We start from the raw sequence: 26,734 nt of genomic DNA on the forward strand, positions 1-26,734 counted from the left end.
CCGATCGCATCAAGGCTATCTGTTGACTGGGATTAAGTTACTGGCCGCGGGTGCAACAGACCCCTCTGCCAAAGTTTTGCCTGCTGAGGGGTTTCGCCCTGTTCTTAAATTTTACCCGCACAATTGCCCGCTTGTCGATCGCCAAAGATTAAATTTTTCCGGGGAAAAGTTGCTATTTAATCAAGAAGACTTTAAGATCCAGCAATGTAAATCAAAACTCTTAAGCAGCAGCCCTGCAAGCACTAACCTGAAATGGGTCGCAAGTGCCAGAAAGCAGCAACAGCTACCTTTTTTAACTCTTTGAACAGCAAAGCATTGGCAGAAAAACTCAGGGATCGATGGTTGATACATTGCAACGAATGCTTTGCTGGCAATACAACAAATGAAGCAAAATTTTGCTTCCAAAATTTAACATCTACAGAGGCCTAACTGAAACCCATGCTGCGTAAGGTTTCAGTTCCCGATTAGGCTGATTTTCTTGTCTTTAACTACTTGAGGATTCGATCGCATGGTTTCGATTTCTAAAACTCAGTCCGACGTACTCCCTGTATCTGCGCCCAGCTTGACGGCTGCAAGCCAAAGCAGCGCGGCTACTGCAACGGGAGTGTGCATCACAGTTCACGGTCACTTTTACCAGCCACCGCGAGAAAACCCTTACCTGGACGCGATCGAACGCCAAGGGAGCGCCTCTCCCTTCCACGACTGGAACGAACGCATTGACAACGAGTGCTACCGCCCGAACGCCTTTGCGCGCATACTCAACGATCGCGGCCTCGTAGCGGGGATCGTCAACAACTACGAGTATCTCAGCTTCAACATCGGCCCGACCCTGATGAGCTGGCTGGAACGCTACGATCCGGAAGTTTACCAGCGGATTCTGGAAGCCGATCGCAAAAGCTCTCAGCGCCTCAACGGTCACGGTAACGCGATCGCCCAAGTGTACAATCACATCATCATGCCGTTGGCGAACGAGCGAGACAAATACACCCAAATTCGCTGGGGGATCGCAGATTTCCGCTCCAGATTCGATCGCAATCCCGAAGGAATGTGGCTCGCCGAAACCGCCGTAGACTACGCCACCCTGGAAGTTTTGGCGGCGGAAGGCATCCGTTTCATTGTCTTGGCCCCCTCCCAAGCCGAACGCTGCCGCCCGCTAATCGGGCAAAACCAAGAAAACCAATCAGAAACAGATCGAGAATGGCACGAAGTCGGCGGCGGTCAAATCGATCCGACTCGCCCGTACCGCTGCTATTTGAAGCCGGAAATGCGCTTGATGGCTTCCAACCAACTTTCGCCGCTGAGCTCTCACTACTTGGGGCGCGGACACGGCCAGCCTTCCCCAGTCCCGAGTTCCAACACTCCCTACATCGATATCTTTTTCTACGACGGCCCGATCTCGCGGGATATGGGTTTCAACGACGTTCTCAGCAGCAGCAACCACTTGGCGGGGCGCTTGGGTCAAGCAGTGCGGGGAGACCACAGACCGGCTCAATTAATCTCCGTGGCGACAGACGGCGAAACTTTCGGACACCACAAAAACAGTACCGAAAAATGTCTCGCCTACGCCTTCACAGAAGAGTTCCCCCGGCGCGGCTGGACGGTGACGAATTATGCTCATTATTTAAGTCAAAATCCCAGCACTTGGGAAGTGGAACTCAAACCGGTGACGGCCTGGAGTTGCTCTCATGGGGTCGATCGCTGGCAAGATGATTGTGGGTGCGGTGGTGGCGGCGGGTGGCATCTCCTGTGGCGCAAGCCTTTGCGGGAGACTTTGAACTGGCTGCGCGATCGGCTGATTCCGATTTATGAGGAAGCGGGACGCAAGCTGTTTCGCGATCCCTGGAAAGCTAGAGATGAATACATTGATGTGATTCGCGATCGATCGCCCGCTAATGTTGACCGTTTTCTCGATCGCCATCAAAGTCACGAACTCGACGGCGCCGAACAGGTAGACGCCTTGCGCCTGCTGGAAATGCAGCGCCACACTTTGTTAATGTTCACTAGCTGCGGCTGGTTTTTTGAAGAAGTCTCTCGCCCCGAAGGCGTGCAAATTCTCCGCTACGCGGCGCGGGCGGTGGAATTGGCGGGGGAAGTCGCCGCCGTCCAGCTAGAAAAGGATTTTATCGATCGGCTGGCCCTCGTACCCAGCAACGTTGACTGTTTCAAAACAGGGGCAGAAGTTTACCGCCAATTGGTCACGACGGCCCAAATTAGTCTCAGACAAGTGGCCGCCCACTACGCAATCAGTTCTTTGTTTGCCAAATATCCTCGCGAACAGCGGATTTACTGCTATCAGGCCGAACAGCAAGATTTTCAAATTCAGCGCATGGGCTCGATGACTCTGGCTGTGGGTCAATTGGAGTTAACCTCAGAAATTACGCGGGAAACAGAGGTTTTTGTGTTTGCTGCGTTCCACCTCGGCGGCTGGGACTTCCACTGCTGCATTCAGCCTTTTGGGAGCCGCAAGTCTTACACCATGCTCAAAGATCGGTTGTTTGGAGTTCTCCAAGAAGCTTCGGCGGCCCACGCGATTCTGGAAATGGTGCGGTTGTTTGGGGATCAGTCCTTTAGCTTGCGGGATTTGTTCGCTGAGGAACGCCACCGCATCGTGCAGTTGCTGAGTCAAGAAAATTTGACTCGCTTGGATCAGCTTTACACTCAGGTTTATCGCGAAAATTACGGCGTGATGATGGCTTTCCACCGCGACGAGTTGCCGGTGCCGGTAGAGTTGCAGGTGGCCGCTGAGGTGGCTTTGGGACACCGCTGTTTGACGGCGGCGAAGGCGTTGGATGTGGAAACAGAGGACGCGGAGTCGCTGCTGGCGGAAATTGAGGATCTCGCCACTGAAGCGGGCCACCTCCGCAGCCGGTTGAAGGTTCCCGAAGTTAAGCAAATTTTGGAACGGCTGGTTTGGCGATCGCTAGACGCGCTGCTGCAAGCCGGATCGGACGCGGACGAACGATCGCCCCTCAAGTTGGAAGCTGATATCCGCTACATCGAGCGTTTGATTGCTGTGGGCGATCGGCTGAGTCTGGGTTTGTGTTTGGACAAATCGCAGGAACTGTATTTCGATTCTCTGTACAGTCAAATTGTGCCTCTGTGTTTGGGCTGGCTGCAACGGCAAGCTGCGGCGGCGGGCAACAATAAGGTCGCTCCCGTTGCCTTAGATATCGCCCGCTCAGACGGCGGCTGGGAGTTGCCTTCGATCCGGCAGTTGCTGGAGTTGGGTCAAACTCTCGCCGTTGATGTTGAGTGTTGGTTGGATCAGTTAAGCCGATCGCTCGTCGATTAGCCTGCATCAATTCCGGCGCACCAGAATCCGCCCGATCTGTTTAAATGCCGATCGGGCGGTGGGGATCGAATCAGAGTCGATCGGCATTCAGGCGGACGGGCGATCGAAGTACCGACAGACAACCGCCAATTTTCTTTAAGTTTTCGCTCTACTTCTGTGGGAAGATGAAAAGACTGTCCCCAAAGCCTGCAGGTGTTATCCACTTGCAGGCTTTGTAGAGTTTTGAAGAAAGAACACTAAATTTTTAACTATGAAAATTGGCGATCGCGTTTGCGTTAAAAACTCTGTTGTTGTCTACCACCACCCGGAAAATCGCAGTCAACCAGTTGATATTAAGGGTCTGGAAGGAGAAGTCGTGGCGATCGTTCACGAATGGCATGGCAGACCTGTCAGTGCTAACTGGCCGGTTTTAGTTCAGTTTGACAAAAAATTTCGAGCTCACTTCAAAGAAGATGAAGTCGAATTGATATCTTCCCAAGCCTAGGACTCTCAAAAGTTGCAGCCGGAATCCAAAGATAATCTCATACCATTTGAGATTTGAGATTTGAGATTTTGGATTGGGAATGACCGATGAGATATGGGTTTGCAGCTTTTATAAACAGGCATTAATTTTGCCAACTTGTATCAAATCCGGCGCTGTAACCATGCTTGAGTTTGTAGTCAGGACTTATGTTTTTTCTTGGGCTTTTAGTCTGTCGGCAGGACTAAAGTCCTTACTACAAACCATCTTTTTTGTTTAATGCTTAATTTTTAGACCGTCCGCGACAGAACCAACCGAAGATGTTGAAATCTCCCTGCATTTTCTGCAATTCCTGCTGGTGCTGCTTAGCTGTAGCATAATACCACTGACAGTGACGTTGTAGTTCTTCACGGTACTTAATCTCGCCGTAAAACTCGCGAACAATTTGGTTTTGTTGGAAAATTTCGGCTGCTGGGGTCGATTCTGGGACAACGTTTTGCAACTCGTGGGGCAACATGATTGTTTGGGGGCGACTGTGGCAAATATTGGCTGTAATGACTTTAAGCTAACATATAGCCTTTCTCAGAAAGATGAGGTACTATACATAGGGCATAGGGCATAGGGCATAGGGCATAGGGCATAGGGCATAGGGCATGGGCATAGGGCATAGGCCAAACCGGGCATAGGCCAAACCGGGCATAGGGCATAGGCCAAACCGGGCATAGGGCATAGGGCTATCCTCACCACGCTTGAGAACCGCTATATAGCAGTTGACAGTTGATAGTTGATAGTTGACAGTTGACAGTTGACAGTTGTTAGTGGATAGTTGACAGTTGACAGTTGTCATTGGGAATTCTTGCATCCGTTACATTCGTTACATTCCGCACATTGCTCGCTGCCGAACTTCCTTCTTAGCTTAAGATATTCAATCTAAAATCCCAAATCTCAAATCTCAAATCTCTTAAAGCCATCCGCGCAGGCGATACACGATTAAGCCGATGTATTCTTTCAAAGCTTTAGTTGACTGATGTAGATAATAGGTATCAGGCAATAAATCCAGCGCGAATGCTTGCGAGTTGTTCTGGGATGCTGCAATATCCTGCTGCGTAATCTGAAAGTCTGTTGGTGCGGCAATAACTTTTATTCCCTGACGCTGAAAAATTAAACGCGATCGAGTCATGTGCATCGCCGATGTCACTAATAATACAGGCTCTTTTATACCTTTGGCATCTAAGATTTTCCTCACGTTGACGGCATTTTCATAGGTGTTGTTGGAGTCGGGATCTTGCAGAATGGCTGATGCCGGTACGCCCATTGTTTGGGCAATTTCTGCCATATCTGCCGATTCGGGAGAGCCCCCGCCTTTCCAATCTACTCTACCGCCAGTCAGAACTAACAGGGGAGCTTTGCCTTGACGGTAAAGTCGGGAAGCGTATATTATACGATCGCCCGCTTCCCCCAATTCTACCCAAGGGCGGGGAGGTAACGCTGCTTTGACACCGCCGCCCAAGACGATAATCGCGGATGCTTGGGGGAGTTCGGCGGTTGGTAAATTTTGCCATTCGAGCGATCGTACTAACGATTTCGACACCCAACCGGTACTTCCAAGCAGTAAAATAATTAGAGCCCCAGCCATTGGCGCCGCCGCCCATTTGGGACGTTTCCAAAGGGTGATTAAAGCCGCCATCATTAACAAGCAACTCAACCCCAAAGGATAAATCAACAGCGGCAGAAGTTTAGACAGAAATAGAAACATTCAGCAAGTAATTCAAATTGCTCGTTAGCGATAATTTGTAATTTGTAATACCGTGTCTGCTCAATTAACCGCAGTAACATTCGTTCGTAGTGCGGACTTTAGTCCGTTCTTAGCCTGCGGACTAAAGTCCGCACTACAAACTTTAAGATTCGTTCGTAGTGCGGACTTTAGTCCGTTCTTAGCCTGCGGACTAAAGTCCGCACTACAAACTGTTTTTGTCATGGGAATCGATCGGACCTAATATAATTGGTAATTGATAATTGGGAATTGGTAGACTTATTGCCAATATTTCCTCAATACGAAAACCGCAAATTCAAGGCAGATAAACGCAGATGATTTCAAGAGCGGCAAGGTTGGGAGTGCCAGGGAGCTGGCAATTATCTTAACCTAAAAGTTTAATTTTCATGATTGAGTTGTGAATTTTACACTGTTAAAATTAAAGCTCAAAACTCAATCATAAAAAAATTCGCTGCTAGCGGCGGTCTTCAGGAGTCGAGAACCAGTCAAACAGTGAAGTAGCTTCACGCCTGGAGGTTTTATATTTATGGCCGTCTACTTCCACTACTTCTTTATTGAGGATAGCATCAGATTTTTTATCCTTAGAACCTGTATTGGGGTTGAGTAGTAGTTCGTTGTGCCACCAAGCGACCATTAAACCTGCTGCCACACCGCCGAGGACACCAAGGCCAATACTCACGGGCAGACTACATCCTACTAAGCGAAACCCAACGGTAAACAACACAAACCAGATCAGCGCGGGGTTAAACCCCTTGGAGTCTCCGTTAAATTTTGCCATGAGCTGCAAGTTATTTTTGTAATAATACAGAAAGATATTGACAATATTAGCAGACAATCAAATTTGCAAGGGCGATCGCGCTGCAACTACTCCCCACAAATCAAATTTAATTGTACCTCTAAGTCGGTCGCGGTATCTACAATCTTTACAGAAATTTGCTCTAATTCTGTAAAAGGTTCTGCTTCTGCTTGCTGCGAGCTCAATAGTTCTGCTGTCGCGTCGGCAATATCGCCTGTGCGCTGTTGCAGTCGTTCTCGCAATACTGCCATTGGTGCGGTGCAGTAAACGATTTGCAGCGGTAAGCCGCGGGATTGAGCGAGATTTATGGCATCGGTTCTCAAGTTTTGGCGATCGAACTTAGCATCTAAAATCACATTCCAACCTCGCTGGGCCAGGATTATCCCCAACTCTAACAATCTACCATAAGTCCGTGCCGTCATCTCATCCGAGTACAAATCTTGGCTACCCCGTTCATTTAAAGGAATTCCCGCTAAATGTTTGCGAACAGCATCGGATCTAATGTGAATCGCCCCAGTGCGGCGGGCCAAATATCGAGCCGCTGTACTCTTCCCAGAACCCGACAAACCAGACATCAAAGTTAACTTTCCCGGGCGCGGCTTTGTGTATTCCCAAGCCAATTTGTAGTAATGAGCGGCAGTCTGTGAAATCTGCGCTTTTTCATCAGTTGAAACCGAGTCATCATCCAACATTAACGAAGTTACTTTTGCTCTCACATAAGCTTGACGGCTCAAATACAGCGGCAGCACTTGCAGTCCTTCCCAATCGCCTGTTTGTTCGACGTAAGTATTGAGAAAAACATTGCCTAAATCTCTGCGCCCCCGCGATTCCAAATCCATGACTGTAAAAGCGACATCGTACATCACGTCAACAAAGCGAAAAGGTTCGTTAAATTCAATGCAGTCAAATATCAATATTTTATCTTGCCACAGCGCGATATTCCGCAAGTGCAAATCTCCATGGCACTCGCGAATTTTATTGTTAGCAATCCGTCGCTCAAACAAATCTTGATTTGCCTCAAAAAACGCATCACTATAATCTTTAGTTTCCTGATATTGACTCGGAGTCTGCGGCCCGCCGATATATTTTTGGGAAATCCGGTAATTGTTATCTATGGCTGTGCGAATCTGACCGACTTCGCCAAAGGTGCTAATGTAGTTATTAGTAATTGCCGTGCGGTGAAATTTGGCAACTTCGCGCCCTAAGTCTGCCATAATTTGCTCGGTCAACAGTCCGCGATCTAACAAACTAAGCAACAGCGAATCTTGAGAAAACTCCCGCATTTTAAGCGCGTATTCTACAGCAACTTGTGCTGAAGTTACATCTGGTGCATTGCTGCCAAAGTGAAACGCATCGCCGCTTTGAACAATTGGCAAAACTTCGAGATAAATTTCTGGTGCGGTGCGTCGGTTCATTTGCAATTCTTGATTGCAGAAATGCTGCCGTTTTTCCACAGTTGAATAGTCCAAAAAGCCAAAATCGACGGGTTTCTTAATTTTATAAGTATAATCTCCAGTCAGTAGAATAAAGGAAATGTGAGTCTGAACTAGCTGGACTGGTTGTGTGACGCTGTGGGGATAGAACCCCGGCTGCAACATCTGCTGAATCAAAGGTGGGAGAGAAACCATATCGATTTTAGATTTTAGATTTTAGATTTTAGATTGGGGATTTTTAAATTTTTAGATTGAGAATTGGAGATTGGGGATTTTTAGATTGAGAATTGGGGATTGGGGATTGGGGATTGGGGACTGGGGATTGTGATTTGGGATGTTGACTTTAATCCGATTTATTATAGAGTTGATAGTTAGCGTAAACCAAAAAGTAGCAATGACTCAAAATAATCAAGAATCCGGTTCCGTGGATGTGTTTGGCGTGGGCAATGCCCTGGTAGACATCTTAGCATTAGTCGAAGATGAATTTGTGGTCAAGCACGGGCTGAATCGCGGCGCGATGACGCTGATGAATTCGGAAACGCAGGGGGGAATTTTGCACGATTTGGAACACAGTTCGCTGCAAATGCGATCGGGGGGTTCTGCCGCCAATACGATGATTGGTTTGGCTCAGAGCGGCGGTAAAGGCTATTATTCGGGGAAGGTTGCTAAGGATACTAACGGCGAATTTTACCGACAAGATTTGCTGGAGGCGGGGATTGATTTTAACGTGCATCCTGCTACTGAGTCGAATGGGCCCACTGGTACTTGTGTGGTGCTGACTACGCCGGATGCGGAACGCACGCTGTGTACTAATTTGGGGGTTTCTACTACTCTGGCGGCGACTGATATTGATGTCGATCGCCTGTCTCACTGCAAGTACAGTTATGTTGAGGGCTATCTTTGGGATGCGATCGAGCCCAGAAAGGCTAGTATTGAGACGATGGAACAGTCTAAGCGTCTGGGTGTGAAGGTGGCTTTTACTTTTTCGGATGGCTTTTTGGTCGATCGATTTGCGGATGATTTTCACAAGGTGGTTTCGGAATATTGCGATGTCATTTTTTGCAATGCTGACGAGGTGCGGAGCTTTTTTAAGGAGGAATCTCTGGAAGAGTGCGCTCGGAAGATGAGCGAGATTTCGGATTTGGCTTTTATCACGAATGGGGATAAGGGCTGCATGGTGGTGGAGAACAAACAGATTGTGGATGTGGCTGGATTTCCCGTAAAGGCGATCGATACTGTGGGTGCTGGCGATGCTTTTGCGGGCGGTGTTTTGTTTGGAATTACTAATGGTTTGAGTGCTGCAAAAGCCGCTCGTTGGGGCAATTATTTAGCTTCTTTGGTGGTGCAGATTCACGGCCCCCGTCTTGAAGGTTCTCAGGCTCATTTACTGAATCAGGTGATTTCTGGTTAGTAGTTGAAAAGGGAAGATTCTCTGGGGGATGGCTGCGCTTCATATACTTTTTTAACTGATGATTCACAGGCAAGATGCCTGTGCCACAATCAATGCACAGGCAAGATGCCTGTGCCACAATGGATGCAGAGGGAAGAAACGGCGTGAAGCGCAGTAAAATGTACTAATTCAGAATGCTCCTACAGGGGGTCAAAAACCCGGTTTCTATGTAGATTTATCGTTGGTAAACGAAGATTTATCGTAGAAACCGGGTTGATGAGAGCCTTAGTTTTAATTAAATCCACTTAATTAAACGTAAAATACGGCTCGCGAAAAAGATTCCTGTGTATGTCTTCTTTCCTTCTTCCTTCTTTCTTCTTCCTTCTAAAATTGTACTTTACGTATAACCCGATTATGACTATCATTGAACAGATTTATGCGATCGTCAAAAGCCTTCCTCAAGACCAAGCTAGCGAAATTCTAACTTTCGCTGAATTTATTCGTGCTAAGCATTTGAATGCGAAGGAATCCATCAATATAGTAGATGCTTCGACTCCTTGGCAGGAATTGGTTTATTCCCTCGCTGGAACGTGGGCAGAAGATTTTCCTACTCTGGAGGAGATTCGTACCGAGTCGGGGGAAGACATTTTGCGGGAGAGCTTTTAGATGTAGGTTTTGGATACAAACACGCTAATTTACTACTTCAAAGGACAAGGACAAGTTGTCCAAAACTTTGCCAATGTATCTCCAGAAGAAATTTGCATTTCTACGATCGTCCTATTTGAATTACAAGTCGGTATTGCTAAATCTACTTCGCCTGCAAAACGTACCCAACAACTTCAGCAACTTTTGAGCTGAGTTAATCTTGTTCCTTTCGATCGCGATTCTGCTGTTGCTGTGGCCACAATCCGCGCTCAGTTGGAGCAACAAGGTACTCCCATTGGCCCGATGGATGTTTTAATTGTAGGGACAGCCGTATCACTGCAAGGGACTCTTGTTACCCACAATGTCAAGGAATTTTCTAGGGTTTCAGGACTTGCGATCGCGGATTGGTATTGAATATGAGTCATCAAGTGCGGCTTGTATTTGCTCGATCGCTCGATATAGTAAATCTAGTAGAGGAGAGGAGGCGAGATCACTTTTGAACCGCTCCTTCACGCGGATGGACGCGGGTAGGGGGAAGGAATCTCGCCCTCTGGACGCCCGTCGCCGACTTGTGCCTCTGTAGGATGAGCCATAATAGACTAAGCCGCAACTCTTGTAGTGCGATCGATTAATCAGCAACTATCGGACAGCTTGATTTATGCTAATTCAGAAAATCGTTCAAGAATTACAAGACATCCCGGAAGATAAACTCGCAGAAATCTATGATTTGATTCACTACTTTCGCCTCGGATTAAGACGAGAACGCCCACAGCCTCGCACCCCTGGTTTACTGACGGGACAACTCGGTGATGCTTTTTTTGAGCCGCTACCAGAAGAAGAACTCCAACAATGGGAATAAACTACCTAATCGATACTCATATTCTGCTGTGGTGGCTTTTTGACGACCCTAAACTCAATGCCAAATGCCGCGATATCATTCGCAACCCCGATTTTAATATCCTTGTCAGCACTGTTTCAGCCTGGGAAATAGCCACCAAATATCGCATCGGTAAACTTCCCGAAGCCAAACAGATTGTTGAGGAATATTCGCAAATCCTCCACCGAGCCCAATTTATGGAATTAGCTATAACTTCAGCCCATGCCCTCCATGCTGGCAGTCTGCCCATTGCTCACCGCGACCCCTTTGACCGGATGATTATGGCACAAGCTGAACTCGAAAATTTGCCTGTTATTACCTACGATACAGCTTTTTATACGGGGCTGATTCAAGTTATCCGCACCCCTTAATCAAGAGCGTGAGCATGGAGAAGGCGATCGCACTTTTGAACCGCTCCTTCACGCTGATGGATGCGAATGGGGGAAAGGTCGATCGCTCTTTTTGACGAAAGGGCGATCGCACTTTTGAACCGCTCCTTCACGCTGATGGACGCTGATGGGGGAAAAGGCGATCGCTCTTTTTGACGTAAGGGATCTCGCTCTTTTGAACCGCTCCTTCACGCTGATGGACGCGGATGGGGGAAAGGTCGATCGCTCTTTTTGACGTAAGGGATCTCGCTTAACTTCCAGGAACTTAAATCTATGGTAGATTTGATGAGACAAAACTGTTACTTAACTGACTAGGTGATACACCAGCAACAACACCTAATATTTGATTATTTCCGGCAATCTTAACGACAGTTTTATTGTCAACTGTGGTTAGAATTAAATTAGAGAATTTTAATCCATCTGTTAATGCAATCTTATCAACTCCCACTTGAAAATCTAGGATAGTATCTGCTAGAAAATCAGTAGATACTGCACCCTTAGTAGGCAGAACAAAAGTATCAACACCAGGCCCGCCAACTAAGATCTCTTGACCTAAACCACCAATGAGAGTGTCATTCCCTATGTCGCCATATATTTGATCGTTACCTTTTCCTCCCAAAAGTAAATCATTGCCTTTTCCGCCAATTATTAGATCGTTAGCCTGATTGCCGTTGATAACATCATCATCTTTGTTTCCATAGAGGGTATCGGTTTCGCCCATCCCACCGATGGTGTCATTTCCTGTCAAGCCATAGATGACATCAGGCTCAAAAGAGCCGACCAAGTTATCATTTCCTGAAGTCCCCAAAATCGAAACTTTTTGGCCAGGAGTAGATCCGCCATTCCCTATCGGATTAATTGTAAGTGAAGCTTGGTTATTGAGAGGGTTTGGATCGGGTTCATTAACAGCCGTGACTGCTGCTAGATTAGTCGTTGAGTTAGGAGCAGTAACAATTGCTGTAATTTTTAAAGTTCGGGTGAGATTATCTTTCATGTTGCCTACATCCCAGACACCTTTACTATTGTCATAACGACCTTGTTCAGGTGTAGCAGATACAAAATTCAGTCCGGGAGGTAATAGGTTGGTAATATTGATGCTACTGGCAATACCCGCTCCCTTGTTTGTCAAAGCTAGAGTGATATTAACTTGCTCTCCAACATTTGGATTAGGGTTGTCCACTGTCTGAATCAACTCTAGATCAGCCGGGTCAGGATTTTTGGAATTAACTCTTGTCCGCTGAGTGAGAGTATTATTAGCTGATTCCAAATCAGCTTCTTTGCTGGTAACGCTGGCAGTATTACTGAAAGTTCCCGCAGCGATGGAAGTGGCGTTAATAGTTACTGTTGCGGATTCACTGGTGTTTAAATTTCCCAATTCAGCAGTAACAATTCCATTGTTGTTTTTGGTGGTTCCACCCTTGCTAGACGTGATAGAAACATCTTTCAATCCAGATGGCAATTCGTTGGTAAGGGTGACATCTGTGGCTTTCGTGGGACTATTGTTCGTGACTGTTAGGTTGTAGGTAAGTTTATCTCCTAGATTGACTGTGGTGGGAGTTCCTGTTGTCGTGATGCTAAGATCAGTAGAAACTGGCTTGACTGATGTAGTGAGAACAGCAATATCGTTTGTAGCATCAGAATCGAAAGTTTTACTCGTCACCTGAGCACTACCAGTGATATTTCCTGTTTTTGGCGGAGTAACAGTGACCTTGATAGTTTTAGCTTCACCGTTGTTTAAGTTTCCGAGGTCAAAGGTGAGCTCATTTCCTGATTTTTGACTAGGATTGACACTAGCAGAAATAAATTCTACTCCCTCTGGCAATGTGTCTATAAGAGTTACTTCTTTGGCGTTACTCGTTCCTTTATTGGTGACACTGACAGTGTAGGTTAAGTTATTCCCAACTGTTGCGGTATCTGCATTAGCTGTTTTGGTAACAGATAAATCTGCTGCTTCACTCACCCGCACAGAATTCGGAGAGTAGCTGAAAACAGGTGGGTTATTGTCATCTACTACCATTGCATAGACGTAGTAATCTCCGGCGGGTACACCTTCAGTGTTCCAATTGAAACTACCAGTACCATCCGTTTCATCAAGACCATCTTTGATTAAGATGCCATTAAATCCCTGGTTATCAGTGTCGTAGAAGAAGCTGACTTTCGCCTGAGAGTCGGCATCAAAAGCGTTGTAGTTAATGGTAACATTTTGCCCGCTGTTATCAGTAGGCAAATTACTGAGGTTTCGTTCCTTAACATCTGTCGCAACATTAGTGACTTGAACAGTAGGAGCTTTGGAATCTCGGAAGGCGTTATACTGTACGTTACCTAAACCAGCGGGGTTTGCTACCTTAATATCCCAAATTCCTGATGTAGGATTCGGTACAATAACAGCTTTAGTTGTGGAAGTGGTGAGAGAGTCAACAATCGCAATGTTGTTAGCAGCAAATTCTGACTCGTTGATGATTGTGCCGCTAGGTGTTTTAACTTGAACAGGTACGTTGGTATTTGCAGCATCCCAGTTGGCATTCATAATCAGCCATTGGGTATTAGGAGTAATGGTGAAGCTACTCGTTTTAGGTAAGGCATTGCCAAGAGAAGCCTGAACTTGCAGGCCACCATCTTTTGGAGGTGCAAGAAAAACTTTCACTGTAGCGTCAGGTGTTATTACTATCGGATCTCGAAAAGGAATAGGAATTACCACTGACGGTAACTTACCATAGGCTTGGATAACATCATCAGACAAATCATTATTATTACTGTAATCTATTCTAAATTCACCCTCTGCTAAGGGTACACCTCCAAAGTTCACTTTACCCAGGATAGGCGCATCTAAACTAATTTGAGGAAATTTTACATTTCCCTTTCCTTGCGAGTTAAAGTTAAAGTTTGAATCAAGTTTAAAATCTGACTTACCCTTGACAAAATCTCCGAATACAGAAATATTAAGACCTTTATCACCACTGCTTAGAGTTTTATTATTCCAATTTAATTCTAACTCTCCATTTAGTTCAATTGCCCCTTTGCCTCTCACTTGATCGCTGATAAGTTTTATACCGCCCTCTAGGGTGAAACTATCTTTGTTGACTTTGAAGCCTGCATCAATGTCAATAAGTTGTCCAACAAAATTACCACCTGTCCAATCAGGTAATTCTAATTTTTGCTTTGGAAGCTTATCAGTAATATTAGCTTGCAAACCAAACTTAAGCTTCTTAATTTCGTCAAGATCTAGTTTTTCAATATCAGCAATATTGCCAATAGTACCCTTCAATTTCTGCAAAGATAAGCCTGTTGTCCCAATGGGGATGTTAAGACCACTTACACCTAGAGTAGCAGAGTCAAGTTTTTTGTTTTTTAAACCAATCCCTGCAACGATTCCTTTCTCGATAACGGGAAAAAATATTACCCCTTCCCCTTCAACTTTTTTCTCTATTGTATCAATGGATAGCTTAGTTTCTTCAAGTTTAAGGAGATTAGGTATAATTGGTAGTTCTGGTATATAAAGCTCACCTTTGACATCAATACCGCTCTTACTAATCTGGATAAAGTTGTCATCTGTAAAATTAGCCCTCACGTTAAACAGATCTGGCAGAGTGACTTCCCCTTTGAGCTTCAATGTATCATTAGGCTGTACATATCTCATGGCCAAGTTGATCGGCTTGATATCAATCAGATCTAGTAGATTCAAATCAAGCTTTGGTAAGAGAACACTCTCACTCAGACGAGATTGAAAATCAGAACTAGCTTCTTTGAAAATCTTTACAATTTCAGACACTCCTGTGCCGAAGTTGTTAATACCTCCTCCCGTAAGATCAGTCACAGTCCCGACTGTCTTTCTAGCGGCTTCAGTAGTTCCTCGAAATAGTAGTAATGGTGGCACAAATGCTAATGATTTGAATTTTCCTGGGGCTAAACCAGCAAGTGACCCTGTAACCAGACCTATAGAAGATGTATATTCTGGATCTACGTAAGCAAAGAAAGGGTCACTCAGCCAATTTGTAGAACCGTTATTAACTACTGTCCTTACATCCCCTGGCTTAACTGAATTTTTGTTTTTGCCATCAGCAGATGGTTTGTCATAGGTTGGTTGGTCGTAGTTTACCTCCTGAGTTAAAACTGGTAGTAAATGATTGTTAAGAGGATTAAAGTTAAAAAAATCTTTTAGTTGAAACTTACCTGGTATATACGCTTCACCTGCTAAACTGACAATATCCCCAGAAACAATGTAATGATTAACATTTGAGACATTCTGTGGCTTAAAATCGTTTACTAAACTTCTGTCAATTCCAGGTGAATTGAAGGTTACTACATCTCCTAATTTGCCACCTCGGTTTGTAAAGTCAGCCGCAAATAGTTGGGTTAATGCACCTCCCAAACTGTGACCAGTAATGTCAGGAGGTAAAAGATTGGGATTTTTATTGCGATCGCTACTTACTTGGGATAACCATTCAAGAGGAGTGACTCGTATACTGTCATCGGCAGTGTTGACCTCTCGGTTAGCTTCGTATTGGTTAAAACCAACACTTTTGGGTTTGATATCTGAGAAAATATCTGCAAATAAGTCAGCCGTTGGTTCCGTTCCCCGAATTGCTAAAAGTGGAGGCTCCCCGCGAGTGGATGTCAATCCCAGTGCAAAAAAGCCTGTACCCTTATTTGTTGTGTTTTTATCGTCAAAAACTCTGTCTACTTTGTAGCCGTTAACGATATCTTGAAACCGCTTTCCATCGTAAATACTACTGATATCCTGCCCTAATAATTGCTGCCACGTTTGCTCTACTATGTTCTTACCATTACTATCCACAGTTTTACCATTTTTGTAGGCAACATCTTTGGCGAAAAACTCATATTTAGCATCCTTGCTAATGTTTTGCGAAGTAGGAGAAGTATTCGGGTTGGTAGTCGAGTTTGGTGGGGTTGTGGTAGGAGTAGTAGTCGAGTTTGGTGGGGTTGTGGTCGAATCTGGTGGTGTTGTCGATATCGTATATTCCCACGCAGTATTTACATTATCAGTCGCTAAGATTACCTGCAAGTTATCAGAATTTCCCAAGGGTAGATCAACTTTGCCTTCTCCTTTACCTGAAACAAACCCTGTATTCAGAATTTCCTTGCCATCATAACGAAGGATTAGCTCGTCTGGAATGTCGAAAAACTCATAGGAATATTCGGCGGTTCCTCCTCCGTTTGAATCTAACTTGAGAGTTTGTTGACTTCCTTCAAAGCCACCTGTTACCAAATCAGTAGTTGCCTTCGCTATCCGAACAACTCCCTCATCTGATACCGCACTCGCATCCACTGCACCACCCAACAACACATCATCTGTGAGTAACTTCATAAATCCCATCTCCTCAAAAATATAGTTGCGTGAAAACCAGGAAAGCCCGCCTTGCAAGCCTTCCTATATATCTCTCAGGGCAGATGCACTTTTTTTATGCAAATCGCCCAATTTTTGTAACAAAACTTTACATTGCTCCAACAGCCGTGAAGCGGAGCTATCCCGTAGGGAATCGCCCGATCGCCAATCCGCACCCTAAAACTTAGATCTGTAGCCCCAAACAGGACTCATCATTTGAAATTACTCTGGATTCCTGAATCTGTCTACGTTTAATGGCTCACTTTTTGGCTCAGCATAAACGGCTCATTTAGCTCATTTAGCTCATTTGGCTCATCTTTCGGCTCTCCGATGTAATCTATAATTCCATTGGGGCAAAATTATGGTAAAGGAGTAAAAATGGCAGGTTTGCTCAGAGCATCCGAAGAAGGATTGAAAATTATTGATATAGTGCGACGCAATCTCGGATGGAATAAAAGTGAAGATACCTGGTGCAAAGCGGCTCTAACTTCAAAAGCGACTTTAAAGCGATTTTGGGCGCAAAACCGAATTCGACGCGAAACATTTATCGATATTTGCAAAGTTGTAGGAATCAATAACTGGGAAGATATTATTGAGCGCAATGATATCAAACAAACAGAATTACTATTAGCCGCAGCGATCGCAGATATCGCCCTAGACACCCAAACCGATCGCACATTCGCACTTCCCGACAACATACCCCCAGTCTGGAATTGGCTCGATCGCACATCCCACCTCAACACCCTCAAAACCCTGCTACTCAACCTCGACAACCGAAATCCACCCCCAAAGGCGATCGCCCTTGTCGGCTTACCCGGAATCGGCAAAACAACCCTGATCAGTCAACTCATCCGCCAACTTCAAACAGAAAACAATCCCTTTGTCGCCGTCGCTTGGCAATCTTTGGAATTTGTCAAAAACCAAGCACCTCAATTTGATTGGTTTCTCGATTCCCTCCTATCTGCACTTTCCTCCGTAGATACAACTTTTCCGATCGAAAATACACCAACTGCCGCCCCAGTGCACTCATTCCAAAAGATCGAAAAACTGCTAAAATTGCTCAAAAGTAAACCCTGCTTAATTGTGTGCGATCGCCTAGAAACGATTTTGCAATTTGGGCGAGCCGAAACAGCCGGATATTTTTCCGAAACCCAATCCGAATACGCTTGGTTATTCAAACTACTTATAGAAACAGCACATCAAAGTAAGATCGTACTTATCAGCCGCGAAACCTTAGCAGAATTGCCGCCCACAATTACTCGCGAAATGACGCTCGATGGACTTACAAAAAATGGCGCTGTTGCCCTATTGACATCATTTAATTTAATCGCTACAATTGAATAATTGACCGAACTTGCCCAGCGCTATCAAGGACATCCCGAAGCTTTGCAACTGGTAGCCTCATTGATTCGCGATGACAGCGAATATCAAGGCAATGTCAGCAAATTCTTGCAAGATAGAGACTGGTTGCTAATTCGACCGATTGAGAGTCTGCTCGATGAAATGATAGTCCGTCTTAGCGACATGGAGCGAACTTGCTTGAGCCGAATTTCTGTCTATCAAACCGGAGAATATCCGCTGAATTTTGCGGGAATAGCCGCTCAAATGCCAGAAGTTAGCAGGTACGAACTCAAAGAAAATATTATCCTCGCTCTCAAACGCCGACAATTGCTGTATTATGATTTTCAGCGATCGTCTTACCAGTTGCATCCGTTAGTGCGTGAAAAGGGATCTCGCCTGTTGAATCAAAATCCCGAAAACTTTCGCACCGCACACCGCCAAGCTTACCGCTATTTTATCAGCATTCCCCTCAAACCTGAATCTGAATGGCAAGATATCGAGGATATTAAGCCGTTGATGAGAGCACATTATCATGGGTGTCAAGCTGGGGATTTGGATGCAGCAGCGACGGCTATTTCTGGAGTTGATGAATATCTGAGAGTGTGGAATTGTCAAGAGCAGATTTGCAGTCATCCTCAGTTACCATTGTTGGCTGATGTGCAAAATCTTACAGAATATTTGCCGCAGGATAGTGATGTTTAATAGAGTTGAATTAAATCTATCTACTCGTTACCAGGCTCTGGCCTGGTAACGCAGATCCGGAGGCTCTGCCTCCATTTCCATTTTTACAAGCGAGGCAGAGCCTCTGGATATAGGTTCCCAGGCAGGAGCCTGGGAACCAGTTAGTTGCCGTGTTCATAATCCCCGCGCCGGAAACAATAGTATTCTCAAAGTCCCCCTTCTTAAGGGGGATTTAGGGGGATCAGGCCTCGGCGGTAAACGAGATATACAAATGGTTTTAGCCTGGTTGTTGACACCAATTGAATAGTGATATTTAATCTAGACGTAATTCCCGTAGGGGCGGGTTCACCAAGGTATTTGAAAAAAACAATAAATCCTATAAACCCGCCCCGGTATTATCGTGGAGTGGGGGCGGGTTTATGAATCTGTTTGTCCTAGTTGAAATCATTGGTGAACCCGCCCCTACAAGATTTTGGGATGTTTTTTTATGAAGCCATACCTCACCATAAATAAAAATGTACGACATTGCCGTGTCCACAATCCCAGTGCCGGACACGGCAGTGCCGTTTCCCTACTTCAACTGCTCGAATAAATCCCTCTTTCTTGCAGTTGCTGCATAAAAAACTCTTCCAAAGAAGGCTTAGCCAAATTCATCCCAATTAGCTGCCCTCCCATCGCGCTCAAATTAGCCATAAACTCCTTCGGATTCCCCTGCAAATGACCGTGCCACAAATCATTATCAACTTCCATATCCGGGATCCATTTTTGCAGAATATTCAAATGGCCACCCTTACCTTGAACTCGGTAAGTTTTAGTATTACCCAAAAGTTCATCGATCGCACCAACACAGATTAACTCACCGCGAGCCAAAATTGCCACCCGATCGCAAATCTTCTCCACATCCGAGAGTACGTGCGAATTAAAAAAAATCGTTTTTCCTTGATTTTTCAGCGATAAAATTATCTCCCGCATCTGATAGCGCCCCATCGGATCTAAACCCGACATCGGCTCATCCAAAAATACCACATCGGGATTGTTAATTAAAGCTTGAGCCATGCCGATGCGTTGCAGCATTCCCTTAGAATACTGGCGCAACTGTTTTTTTATTGCCGCCGATTGAGATAGCCCAACTAAATCTAGTAAATGCGGAATTCGCTGCCGCTGAATCGAGGGGGGGATTTGAAATAAGCCCGCCGCAAATTGCAAAAATTCCCAGCCCGTGAGATAATCGTAAAAATAGGGATTTTCTGGCAAATAGCCGACTCGTTGCTTCACAGTGCGATCGCCCAAAGGCCTCCCCAACAACAGCGCCCTCCCAGAAGTCGGCCGCACTATCCCCAGCAAAGTCTTCAGCAGCGTAGTTTTTCCCGCTCCATTCTGCCCTAACAGCCCGAAAGTTTCCCCCTCAGAAACAGTCAGAGTACAACTTTTGAGCGATTCAATCTTTTCGTTCATCCAGAAGCCAGTACGGTAGAACTTCCCCAGATCGAATGTTTCCACCACTGGGGTAGCCCCGGGCATCTGGGTGGGAGTTGGCGCATCTATAACAGGTTCCATTTTCGTCATATAAATAAGTAGCACCTGATTATATTCTAATACGCTTGGGTTAAGTCCGATCCCCCCTTAGCTTGCCCCCTACTCGACCCCTACTCCCCTTGAAAAAGGGGGGGACAAGAGTATTCTCAAATTCCCCCTTATTAAGGGGGATTTAGGGGGATATCCGGGCAATAAACAGTGTTATCTGAACCGTACTGGATTATATTCTATTGCATAAGTTTAGTCATAATGGCTCTTTTTAATGTTAAACTAATATGAGCTGCACTTAATTATTGCTGAATATGGAACGTTCAAAAATTATTGCTATTATCACCGGCGTATTTTCTATAGTATTAGCACTTGGCTATCTGCTGCTCGTCACCCTCCTCGACTTTCGAGGCGAAATGGTTCCCGCACCTCAAAGTCAGTTACCAGTATCGCTGCAAGTTCAGCAATTGGCTGCTGTTCGTCAGACTTTGCCCTCACTGAGCATTACTCCTCAATTATTACAAAAATAATCTCAATCAAATTCCGCAATTTCGTCAGTAAATTATGTAGATCGAGTTAGATCGATTAACCGTAGTAAAATTCGTTCGTAGTGCGGACTTCAGTCCGCAGAAGAGCGGACTGAAGTCCGCACTACGAACGGTAATTAGCGAAATGCGATCGAGAGAATTTATGATGATTGAGGAATGGAGGAATTGAGATATGAAATCTATCGCGCTAGTCGCAATCGTAACTCCTTTGTTGTTTGCTGCGCCCGCGAAATCGCAAAATTTTGCTGCTTGCGCCACACAACGGCTAGCTACCAATGATTGCGTAAATTATATCAGTCAAAGCGAAAATATTACTCTCGGACAAGCATCGGATTTAATTAGTAAGTGGCTTGATGCGAAGCCGAGAATATTTGCTGCTCCGTTCGATCGCCAATTGTTGGCTAAAATGACTACAGGTATTCTGTATGGCGATACCGTAAAGGCGATCGACTATTTGACAACCAGCAACTCTCACTACCGGTACGGCGTCCAAAAACTTGAATCCGTCGAACGCTTTGCAGCATCGGGAAACAAAGCCACCATTGAAGTCAAAATCACCGAAGATGCTACCCTTTACCGCAACGGCAAAGTCGATAGTAGCACTTTTAACACCAAGTTAGTTCGCTACAGTTTAGAGTATTGGGACGGCATTTGGAAAATCGCCGATTCCCAAGTTATGAGTCAATAGTCAGCTACCGCCTCTCTTCAGGTGCGCGCTAAATACTACACACAAACTCTATTTGTAAGGTGCACAATCTGCACCTTACTGCTATTTAGTCCGTGAAGATGGACTTCGCTTGTATAGGATCGGTTTCAACCGCCGAGTCTTTTCAATTAATAAACATGAATTGCTTTCATCATGTGATATGCAACTAGCAACTGCGTCAAAGCTAGTGGATAACTTTGCAAAACTTCGCCAGTTGTGCCGATTAGTTTACCAATTTCCGGGTTGCCTTGGGCACTACAAAATCCCCGCAGGTGGGGCATTTCGTTGCACAAAATCTTTTCTAGTTCGTTTACTTGTTCGCCCGTAGCGTGGGAATCTACTTCTAAAACGTCAACTGGTTTGCCCATATCGCGATCGAGTCCTAGGCGAATTGCAGGTTGCAAATTATCGCTGCCTCTACCTAAAATCTCAGTAAAATCAGGGTGAGGAATTGTCGGTCTCAAGACTAAACGGACGCTCAAATTTGATTCTTTATCGGCTTCTGGCGGGTAAAAACTAACTACAACGTCGGCAAATTTGCGCTGGGGGCGAATATAATCTTCGGAATCCGGTTCCCGCTTTTCCATTTCGGCAAGTACCTGTTCTTCAGTATAACCGCGCTTCATAATATCGCGCTTAACTTTCCACTGAGTTCGCAACTCTTCTGGGGGAGCAAGATACACTTTTACGTCGTAAGAATCGCGGATGGTTCTGGTTGAGTAACCAAGCAAACCTTCAACTATTACAAACTTACTTGGTTTGATGTATTCTGGCGGGTCGAATGTACCTGAATGGTGGTTGTAAATGGGTTTGAGAATTGCTTGGCCCGTGCGGAGCAGACTGAGGTGCTGCTGCATGATGTCGAGGTAATTGCAGTCGGGATGCAGTGCTGTGAGCCCGATTTTGGCCCGCTGCTTTCTGTCGTACCTATGATAGTCGTCTGTACAAATCACAGTGACATTTTCTGGCCCCAATACTTGGGCAATTCCCCGTGTCAGGGTGGTTTTGCCCGCTGCGCTGTCTCCGACAATACCGAGAATTATTGGTCGATCGCTCATTGTTTTTACCCCGACGGACAATAGCAAATTTTTGGTTAATCTTAAATCTTATCAAAATTAGGTTCGATCCGATCGCTAGTCGCATGGTTTGACTTGCTCCCCCGGAGCCTCCCCAATCAGTAAAATTATTGTATTATTTCTTAATAAAATGCGGCATCGGAGACTCAGAGAGCATCTGATGAAAAAATCACGCCCATTTCTCGATCGCCCGCGAAGTCGATCGCACTTTTAAATCCGGCTCTACTCAGAATTTAGGGAAAATTAGCCCCACCAAGTGTCCCGATCGTCTATGAGTGTAGTGCAAATAGCACCAGCGGTGGGAGTGATGGGATATTTTGGGTTTCAAAACGGGCAGCCAATCGACACGGAGGGCGATCGAATTTACCCGCAATATGAAGTTTTAACCAAAGCTTTCGCTGTGCCTGACAAATTAGGATAAATTTGAGTTTAGGATGTACTCCCGCCCTCAGAAACCAGTTCTTTTTACTCTTTCTGACCTGCTGCAATGAAGCATCTTCGTGAATAAACCCGATTTCGACGCACCTGTGCGTAAGTTATAAATATCAACAAATCTTAAGTTTAACTAATACCACACCCCTATCCACTAAGTCATGCCTCATCTAAAATCGTTCTAATCATCTAAGTCTATCTAACATCTAAAATCTGAAATGGTATAAGCCCATAGCAAGCTGATGAATCAAGCATATTCTCAAAAATTTAGGGGCAGTATTTTAATTGTTGACGACAATCTTAACAATTTAGCGTTACTGGAGCGGATCTTATCGAGGAAAGGCTATGAAGTACGACTTGCGTCTAACGGCCAACTGGCGCTCGATTCTGTCAATTTGACTCAGCCTGACTTGATTTTGCTGGATATTATGATGCCCGGGCTCGATGGCTATGAAGTTTGCAGTTGCTTGAAAGCGAGCGATCGCACTCGTGGCATTCCGATTATTTTTCTGACTGCTTTGGTAGAAATTTCTAATAAGCTGAAAGGCTTTAATGCTGGCGGGGTGGACTACATTACTAAACCTTTTGAAGCCGTAGAGGTGGTGGCTAGAGTTGAAAATCAATTGCGGCTGAAGGAACTCGAACTGCAACTTACGGAGAAAAATAAGATATTGCAGCGGGAAATCGCTTTTCGGGAACAGGCAGAAATTGAAACGCGGTTGCTGTTGGAAACAACCAAATTTCAGAAAGAAGAAATAGAAGAATTGCTCTTAAATATTTTGCCTAAACCGATTGCCGAACGATTGCAGGAAGGACAAAACATAATTGCAGACAGCTTTTCGGATGTTAGCGTTTTATTCGCCGATTTGGTGGGATTTACGAAGTTTGCATCTCAAAAAAATGCAGCCGAAACGGTGAAAGTTCTCAATCAAATTTTTAGTCAATTTGACCAGTTATCGTTAAAACACGGTTTAGAGAAAATCAAAACTATTGGCGATGCTTACATGGTAGTCGGCGGTTTGCCGGAACCGCAGGAAAATCACGCTTCGGCGATCGCCCAAATGGCACTAGATATGCAAGCTGCTCTCGCTAGCTTCAATGTCAAAAACAATCAAAGCTTTAGTCTGCGCATTGGGATAAATATAGGTGCGGTGGTGGCGGGAGTCATTGGTTTAACTAAATTTAGTTACGATTTGTGGGGGGATACCGTGAATGTTGCTCACCGGATGGAATCAAACGGTATTCCGGGGGAAATTCAGGTAACTGCTGCGGTTTACGAGCGTTTGAAAGATAAATTTTCGTTTAAAATGCGCGGTGCTGTTGAGATTAAAGGTAAAGGAGAAATGATGGCTTATTTGTTGTTGGGGCGAAATTAGTCATTTGTCATTGGTCATTTGTCATTTGTCAGTGGTCATTAGTCATTAGATGCCGTAGGGTGTGTGGCTTGCAGACGATATTTGGAGCAAATCGACAATCTAGTAGCGACGCACCAAGCGCCCAAATATTGCGATCGCTTGACCCGACTTGATATCATTGGCAATTGAGAATCGCCAATCGCCAGTAGTCATTAGATGCCGTAGGGTGTGTGGCTTGCAGACGATATTTGGAGCAAATCGACAATCTAGTCGCGACGCACCAAGCGCCCAAATATTGCGATTGGTATCAGGTGCGTCGCGCGCTCGGTTTTCGCTGTTTTATTGGAGATTTTCTTTCTTAGACGCACCCTACTAATGACTATTGACTGTTAACTAATGACAAATGACCACTGACTAATGACTAATTACCATTCATGTTTGTGCTTGTTGCTGTGAGTTTCCCAATCATCGTCCGGTTGCTGGTACAATGGTTCTGGTTCCAATTCTGCTGGCATTTCTAATTCTGGTTCCGATTCTTCTTGCTGATAAATGTTCAGAGGTTCGACAACCCGGGCGATCGCATTTTTGACAAAAGCTTTGACAAACTCATCTTTCCGATTTAACTGAAACTGCCTTTGCACGACTTCGGCAATGCCGCCGTCGCCCCAATCTTGATCGTGTCGGAAATATTCAATAAAACTTTTTCCGGCAATTCTGGTTAAATAAGCGGCGCTGACTGCTTGAATTGCTTTGCCAAGTACAAACCCAGCTACACTTAACTGCAACGCCCTCGACACTACTTGAATTACGCCTTCAACTATTCCCAAACTTGCTAGGGTTTTGGCGAGAGACAATGCCAATTCTTTCGCGCGATCGATATTTAATTCGCAACCGTAAATCTTGGCAATTTCTACTACCATTTGAGCGTTAACTGCTGCCGTCGCCAGTAAATCCACAACTGGCAAAGGCGTGACGGCAATTACTCCGGCTCCGATCCACTGAAATCGCTCTACTACTTTATCAGCGGCGCGCCTCCTTTGAGCGTCAATTAATTTGCGCGCTTGGTCTCCCAAGTGCTGGGATTGCAGCAAAATATTATCAGCAATTAAGTCTTCGCCTTCGGCTCGCAAAATTGCTGCGATGCGCCGAATTAATGGCATAATATCCGGGTCTGGCTGAAAAATTGTGCCGCTTTCTAGTACAACTTTTTGCGGATTGGCGCTAATTGCAACGACATCCATTGCTGATACAAAACCTTTAACTCGCTGCCGCAGTCGATCGATAATTTCGTCTCTGTCGCTGTCGGGATAAAGGTCAACTTTATTAAAAACCACGATCGACCTTTTGCCAATTTGGGCCAAAGTCCGCAGCGGTTCGTACTCAGATTTCCGCAAATCGCCGTCCAAAACAAATAATATCAAATCAGCCCGGGCAGCCAACTGCCGCGCCAATTCCTCTCTGTAAGTCCCCGCTACTCCCGCTTCCAAGATGCCTGGGGTGTCAGTAATTGCTAATTCTCGATCGACTCCTTTTAATTTCAGAGTGTAAGTTTCTCCTACTTCGGTAGTGCCCATCGGCGCGCCCACCTGTCCCGCCATCCGCCCCACCAGCGCATTCACAGCGGAAGTTTTGCCCGCAGAACCGGTACCGAAAACAACTACTCTAACGCTGCCGCGAGCCATGCTAGCTTCTATTTCGCGGGCTCTCAACAGCAAAGCTTGCCGCGCTACTTCATCTTGAATGCGATCGACTTGCTGCCTAATTGCTTTGAGATTTTCCGAAGCAGCTTCACTTTTTACAACAGGAACCTTGGGATTAATCGCCTGTTTTCCCTTAACTTTTCCAGGGCGTTGCAGCAGCCTAAAATAGTAAAACAACGCAAAAATTAGCGTTCCCAAAAGTACAATTATCAGCAAAATCAGCAAATTAGCCAGCAGCGGAGAAGCAGACCACGCAACTTGACTGTAAAGCCCTGTTAAGGAACTCACCAGCCCAATAATCAGCCCCAGGGTGAGGCAGAAAGCGGCAATTAATGTTAACAGGCGCGGCAAAGGCATGAGGGGAGCGGCAAATAAAAGGGCTATGCTTTGATTTTTACATTTTCATGAGAACTCGGAACTGATGAAGCACGCGACGATCGTACTGCTTAGCCAGCAAATCCCGATGCTGCTTGTCGGTAGGGGGCGATGAAAGCGGGTTTGGGTGCCAGACGGACAAGTGCGTTAGCGAAGCCCTCGAAGAGGATCGCGCCTGAGTCTGCAATTGTAGCTACTTCAGGCAGTTTAGTGCTGCACTCTACCCGCCCCAAAGTCTTTGGCGGTTTATTTACACCTAATTATTTATGCGGTGATTTATTCGATCGCGAGTCGAGCAATATTGTTTTATAAAAAAACAATATCATATTAAGTACGTAAAAACACGGTTTTTTAACGTCATACCTGTTTCCCAAAAGAATGCAACTGTTTTGCCCGTGTTCCAAACCCTTACGGAATCAGTTATTCCCTATCTAAAATCTAAAAATGGAAAATCTAAAATCCTATAAGTGCGTCCTGGAAGCTCCGAAAGCGGAAACGAGAAACCGGGTTGCTGAGGGGCGAGGGGGAGAGTCCTAATTACAAAGAAATATCACATTAAGTATAGATGCGGTACTCTCAAATCAGCCGTGAGTTAA

At 45.4% G+C, this 26,734-nt stretch carries 22 protein-coding genes; 13 read left to right on the forward strand and 9 right to left on the reverse strand.

The window, feature by feature from the left end:
* The first annotated feature begins 508 nt into the window (after positions 1-508).
* Positions 509-3,292: a DUF3536 domain-containing protein gene (locus QUB64_RS03705; RefSeq protein ID WP_333267623.1), complete on the forward strand. Its 2,784-nt coding sequence runs from the start codon at positions 509-511 to the stop codon at positions 3,290-3,292.
* Here the strand turns inward: QUB64_RS03705 and QUB64_RS03710 are convergent.
* Positions 3,289-3,495: a hypothetical protein gene (locus QUB64_RS03710; protein WP_333267624.1), complete on the reverse strand. Its 207-nt coding sequence runs from the start codon at positions 3,493-3,495 to the stop codon at positions 3,289-3,291. The two genes, QUB64_RS03705 and QUB64_RS03710, sit on opposite strands and share 4 nt — an antisense overlap.
* 47 nt (positions 3,496-3,542) lie before the next feature.
* Here QUB64_RS03710 and QUB64_RS03715 point away from each other — a divergent pair, with 47 nt between their 5' ends.
* Positions 3,543-3,776: a ferredoxin-thioredoxin reductase variable chain gene (locus QUB64_RS03715; RefSeq protein WP_333267626.1), complete on the forward strand. Its 234-nt coding sequence runs from the start codon at positions 3,543-3,545 to the stop codon at positions 3,774-3,776.
* Positions 3,777-4,035: 259 nt separating this feature from the next.
* Here QUB64_RS03715 and QUB64_RS03720 read toward each other — a convergent pair whose 3' ends face one another.
* The 4 genes from QUB64_RS03720 to QUB64_RS03735 form a co-directional block, all read right to left on the reverse strand.
* A complete protein-coding gene (locus tag QUB64_RS03720; RefSeq protein ID WP_333267629.1) occupies positions 4,036-4,269 on the reverse strand; it encodes a hypothetical protein in 234 nt (77 codons plus the stop codon).
* Between the two features lie 444 nt (positions 4,270-4,713).
* Entirely contained in the window at positions 4,714-5,508 is a 795-nt protein-coding gene (locus QUB64_RS03725; protein ID WP_333267631.1) for a YdcF family protein, read from the reverse strand.
* 472 nt (positions 5,509-5,980) lie between these two features.
* Positions 5,981-6,361, reverse strand: a complete 381-nt coding sequence (locus QUB64_RS03730; protein ID WP_333267633.1) for a hypothetical protein — start codon at positions 6,359-6,361, stop codon at positions 5,981-5,983.
* 29 nt (positions 6,362-6,390) lie between these two features.
* Positions 6,391-7,950: a bifunctional aminoglycoside phosphotransferase/ATP-binding protein gene (locus QUB64_RS03735; protein WP_333267635.1), complete on the reverse strand. Its 1,560-nt coding sequence runs from the start codon at positions 7,948-7,950 to the stop codon at positions 6,391-6,393.
* A gap of 199 nt (positions 7,951-8,149) precedes the next feature.
* Between QUB64_RS03735 and QUB64_RS03740 the strand changes: the two genes are divergently transcribed.
* The 5 genes from QUB64_RS03740 to QUB64_RS03760 all read left to right on the forward strand — a co-directional run bounded on the left by QUB64_RS03740 (position 8,150) and on the right by QUB64_RS03760 (position 11,038).
* A complete protein-coding gene (locus QUB64_RS03740; protein WP_333267637.1) occupies positions 8,150-9,166 on the forward strand; it encodes an adenosine kinase in 1,017 nt (338 codons plus the stop codon).
* 393 nt (positions 9,167-9,559) lie between these two features.
* Entirely contained in the window at positions 9,560-9,811 is a 252-nt protein-coding gene (locus tag QUB64_RS03745; protein WP_333267639.1) for a DUF2281 domain-containing protein, read from the forward strand.
* A 9-nt stretch (positions 9,812-9,820) separates the two neighbouring features.
* The gene (locus QUB64_RS03750; RefSeq protein WP_333267641.1) at positions 9,821-10,003 is read left to right on the forward strand and encodes a hypothetical protein; all 183 of its coding nucleotides are present in this window, start codon (positions 9,821-9,823) and stop codon (positions 10,001-10,003) included.
* A gap of 445 nt (positions 10,004-10,448) precedes the next feature.
* Positions 10,449-10,649: a hypothetical protein gene (locus QUB64_RS03755; RefSeq protein ID WP_333267643.1), complete on the forward strand. Its 201-nt coding sequence runs from the start codon at positions 10,449-10,451 to the stop codon at positions 10,647-10,649.
* Positions 10,640-11,038 (forward strand): type II toxin-antitoxin system VapC family toxin, encoded by a 399-nt coding sequence (locus QUB64_RS03760; RefSeq protein ID WP_333267645.1) that lies wholly within the window; start codon positions 10,640-10,642, stop codon positions 11,036-11,038. The genes QUB64_RS03755 and QUB64_RS03760 overlap by 10 nt, the downstream gene beginning before the upstream one ends.
* Before the next feature lie 289 nt (positions 11,039-11,327).
* Here QUB64_RS03760 and QUB64_RS03765 read toward each other — a convergent pair whose 3' ends face one another.
* Entirely contained in the window at positions 11,328-16,382 is a 5,055-nt protein-coding gene (locus QUB64_RS03765) for a lipase family protein (protein ID WP_333267647.1), read from the reverse strand.
* Between the two features lie 396 nt (positions 16,383-16,778).
* On the opposite strand from QUB64_RS03765, the gene QUB64_RS03770 reads away from it, so the two are divergent.
* The gene (locus QUB64_RS03770; RefSeq protein WP_333267649.1) at positions 16,779-17,744 is read left to right on the forward strand and encodes an ATP-binding protein; all 966 of its coding nucleotides are present in this window, start codon (positions 16,779-16,781) and stop codon (positions 17,742-17,744) included.
* On the forward strand, positions 17,745-18,443 hold the full coding sequence (locus QUB64_RS03775) for a hypothetical protein (protein ID WP_333267651.1): 699 nt from the start codon (positions 17,745-17,747) through the stop codon (positions 18,441-18,443). It begins immediately after the preceding gene.
* A 555-nt stretch (positions 18,444-18,998) separates the two neighbouring features.
* On the opposite strand, the gene QUB64_RS03780 is transcribed toward QUB64_RS03775, so the two are convergent.
* Positions 18,999-19,979, reverse strand: coding sequence for an ABC transporter ATP-binding protein (locus QUB64_RS03780; RefSeq protein WP_333267800.1), 981 nt, complete (start codon positions 19,977-19,979; stop codon positions 18,999-19,001).
* 281 nt (positions 19,980-20,260) lie between these two features.
* Between QUB64_RS03780 and QUB64_RS03785 the strand changes: the two genes are divergently transcribed.
* Positions 20,261-20,476, forward strand: a complete 216-nt coding sequence (locus QUB64_RS03785; protein WP_333267653.1) for a hypothetical protein — start codon at positions 20,261-20,263, stop codon at positions 20,474-20,476.
* A 190-nt stretch (positions 20,477-20,666) separates the two neighbouring features.
* The gene (locus tag QUB64_RS03790) at positions 20,667-21,182 is read left to right on the forward strand and encodes an ARC6/PARC6 family protein (RefSeq protein WP_333267655.1); all 516 of its coding nucleotides are present in this window, start codon (positions 20,667-20,669) and stop codon (positions 21,180-21,182) included.
* 146 nt (positions 21,183-21,328) lie between these two features.
* Here the strand turns inward: QUB64_RS03790 and QUB64_RS03795 are convergent, their stop codons facing one another.
* Positions 21,329-22,258 (reverse strand): phosphoribulokinase, encoded by a 930-nt coding sequence (locus QUB64_RS03795; RefSeq protein WP_333267657.1) that lies wholly within the window; start codon positions 22,256-22,258, stop codon positions 21,329-21,331.
* 289 nt (positions 22,259-22,547) lie between these two features.
* On the opposite strand from QUB64_RS03795, the gene QUB64_RS03800 reads away from it, so the two are divergent.
* Together QUB64_RS03800 and QUB64_RS03805 are read left to right on the forward strand one after the other, a co-directional pair.
* Positions 22,548-22,697, forward strand: coding sequence for a hypothetical protein (locus tag QUB64_RS03800; protein WP_333267659.1), 150 nt, complete (start codon positions 22,548-22,550; stop codon positions 22,695-22,697).
* A gap of 253 nt (positions 22,698-22,950) precedes the next feature.
* The gene (locus tag QUB64_RS03805) at positions 22,951-24,084 is read left to right on the forward strand and encodes an adenylate/guanylate cyclase domain-containing protein (protein ID WP_333267661.1); all 1,134 of its coding nucleotides are present in this window, start codon (positions 22,951-22,953) and stop codon (positions 24,082-24,084) included.
* Positions 24,085-24,488: 404 nt separating this feature from the next.
* On the opposite strand, the gene QUB64_RS03810 is transcribed toward QUB64_RS03805, so the two are convergent.
* Complete coding sequence (locus QUB64_RS03810; protein WP_333267663.1) at positions 24,489-26,120, reverse strand: YcjF family protein; 1,632 nt, start codon at positions 26,118-26,120, stop codon at positions 24,489-24,491.
* Positions 26,121-26,734 lie beyond the last annotated feature (614 nt).

The organism is Microcoleus sp. Aus8_D2 (genome assembly GCF_036702665.1).
GTDB lineage: Bacteria > Cyanobacteriota > Cyanobacteriia > Cyanobacteriales > Microcoleaceae > Microcoleus.